Origin of the sequence: Ameyamaea chiangmaiensis, from assembly GCF_013376175.1 — a bacterium.
GTDB classification, from domain to species: Bacteria; Pseudomonadota; Alphaproteobacteria; order Acetobacterales; family Acetobacteraceae; genus Ameyamaea; species Ameyamaea chiangmaiensis.
On record NZ_JABXXR010000228.1, the window covers coordinates 1 to 2,971 of the forward strand.

Annotated in this window: 2 protein-coding genes; both read left to right on the forward strand. The window is 68.4% G+C overall.

Annotation, left to right across the window (positions count from 1 at the left end):
• The coding region (locus HUK82_RS15585) for a cryptochrome/photolyase family protein (RefSeq protein WP_218061615.1) at positions 1-795 on the forward strand (795 nt) is incomplete at its 5' end.
• A 75-nt stretch (positions 796-870) separates the two neighbouring features.
• Positions 871-2,763: a glycoside hydrolase family 15 protein gene (locus HUK82_RS15590; protein WP_176614816.1), complete on the forward strand. Its 1,893-nt coding sequence runs from the start codon at positions 871-873 to the stop codon at positions 2,761-2,763.
• Positions 2,764-2,971 lie beyond the last annotated feature (208 nt).

The following is a 2,971-nucleotide window of genomic DNA, read 5'->3' on the forward strand; positions in this document are numbered from 1 at the left end:
CTACGCGACTACGCGCGCGGCCGCGATCTCCCGGCCGAGGACGGCACGTCGCGCCTGTCGGCCGCCCTGCATGTCGGCCATCTGTCGGCCCGGCAGGTCTGGCACGCCGCCCACGCCGCCGTTCATGGACGGCACGGGGGGGCCTCGGGGCGCGATCTCGAGAAATTCCTCGCCGAACTGGGCTGGCGCGATTTCGCCGCAGCCCAACTGTTCGACGCGCCCGATCTGGTGGAGCGCAACCACCGCCCGGAATACGACGCCATCGGCTGGCGCGACGACGACGACGCGTTCGACGCCTGGGCGAAGGGGCGCACGGGCTATCCCATCGTCGACGCGGGGATGCGGCAGCTCTGGACCACGGGCTGGATGCACAACCGCGTACGCATGGTCGTGGCCTCGTTCCTGACCAAGCACCTGCTGATCGACTGGCGTCGGGGCGAGCGCTGGTTTCGCGACACGCTGGTCGATGCCAACATCGCCAGCAACGTGGTGAACTGGCAGTGGGTCGCGGGCTGCGGTGTCGACGCGGCGCCCTATTTCCGCATCATGAACCCGGTGCTTCAGGGCGAGAAATTCGACCCCGACGGACGTTACATCCGCGCGTGGGTGCCCGAACTGGCCGACCTGCCCGACAGCGTGATCCATGCCCCCTGGAGTGCGACGGCCATGGAATGCGAGCGCCACAAGGTGCGGCTGGGACGCGACTATCCCGAACCCATCGTCGATCACAAGGCCGCGCGGCAGCGGGCACTGGAGTGCTTCGAACGCGTCAAGCGACGCCAGCGCGAGGGGTGACGCGGAACGCCGCAGGACACACAGGCGTTAACCAGAGCCCACGGATCGCGTCGGGCAGCGCACAGGGGATCCTTCATGCACGGCACACCCGACCCTAACGCGGACGACACACCCGCATCAGGCACCCAGCGCACGGATGGCTTTCTGCCGCTGGCCTCCTACGGGGCTCTGGGTGATGGCCGTTCCGTCGCGCTGAGCGGTGCCGACGGCGCGATCGACTGGTGGTGCGTGCCGGCCATCGACTCACTGCCCCTGTTCGACCGGCTGCTGGATGCCGACGAAGGCGGCACGTTCGCGCTGACCCCGGAGGGCCCGTTTCGCACCACGCGCTGCTATCGCCGCGACAGCAACGTGCTGGAGACGACCTTTCATACGCCGACGGGCGTGGCTCGCCTGACCGAATCCCTCAACAGCGGTCATGCCGGCCGGCTTCCGTGGGCCGAACTCGCGCGCCGTCTGGAGGGCATTGAGGGCAGCGTCCGCTTTCGGCTCCATATCGTGTTCAGCCACCAGTCCGGATCCGCCAGCCCGTACCGGTCGACGATCGACCGATTCACCGTGTTCCACGTCCGCCATGTGATCGGCCTTCTCCTGCACAGCGACACGGTGACCTGCACGCGTGAGGACGGCGGCATCACCGGCCATGTCACGCTGCGCGCGGGCGAACGGGCCGTGGTGGCGATCGTGGCGGGCGAGGACGAACCGCTGGTCGTGCCCCCGATCGACGCTATCGACGCCCGCATCGACCTGTCCGATCAGGCATGGCGCAACTGGACCGCCGCCATTACCTATGACGGGCCGCGACGCGACGCCTTCGTCCGCAGCGCGCTGGCGCTGAAGCTGCTGGTCTACTCGCCCTCGGGCGCGATCGCGGCGGCCGCCACCACATCGCTGCCCGAAAAGATCGGCGGCGCCAAGAACTATGACTATCGCTACGCGTGGGTGCGCGACGCCGGCTACACGATAAAAGCATTTCTGGCCGTCGGCGCACAGGCCGAGGCCAAGGCGGGCTTCACGTGGCTGCTCCGCCAGTACCGACACCATGGTCCGGCCGTGTGCTATCGTCTGGACGGCGGTCTGGTGGGCGATGTGGAAGAGCGGGACGTGCCGGGTTACCGCAATACGGGCCCAGTGGTGGTCGGCAACCTGGCGACGCGGCAGCACCAGCACGGCATCTTCGGCGACATCTTCGGCACGGCCTGGTACTTTGTCGATAACGGCAATATCCTCGACACACGCAGCGCAAACCTGCTGGCCGAACTGGCCGACGAAGCCGCCGACCGGTGGCGGCAAAAGGACGCAGGCATATGGGAGCTTCCGCAGAGCGAGCACTATACGTTTTCCAAGATCAGCTGCTGGCAGGCGCTGGCCCGCGCCGTCGAACTCGCCGATCGCGGACAACTGCCGACCATGTGCCGCGATCGCTGGGCGCGCGAACGCGACCGGATCGAAACATGGATCAACGAACACTGCTGGTCGGAGGCGCGACAGGCCTACGTCATGTTTCCGGGTTCGACGGCACTGGACGCGGCGATGGCCATGGCGGTGCGCCTCCGGTTCGGCAATGACGACCGGATGCGCGGCACGCTGCGCGCGATCGACGCGGCCCTTGGCGCGGGGCCGTTTCACTATCGCTACAGCGGCATGGAGGCCGAGGAAGGGTGCTTCATCGCCTGTTCGTTCTGGATCGCCGAAGCCTGGGCGCTGCTGGGCGACAGCGACCATGCCGAGCGCGCGCTGGACGCGCTGACGCCCTCCCTCGACCGTGGCGTAGGCGTCTACACCGAAATGATCGACCCGCGCACGGACGACTTTCTGGGCAACATGCCCCAGGGCCTGTCGCATCTGGCCCTGATCGCGCTTCTGGAATCGCTGGACGCGCTGCGCCGGGGAATCGCCGATCCTCCGGGCAACGGCCAGCGACAAAGGGCCGGAGCCCTTCCGCCCAGCCCCGCGACACCGGGCTGACGGGCGGCCCAGCCTAGACGTGTCGCGAAGGGGCACGGTATGGTCGACGACGTCTCCAGCCTGTTCCAGTCTTCCGCGCCCGCCCGCAGCGGCCGCACCAGGAGCCCGGATTTCTCTGATGAGCCTTCAGCCCGCCGCCCGCGTTTCTGACCCTTTCGGCCACGCGGCGACGCTCGGCGGCCTCGCGGCCGGGATGGCCGTGGGCGCG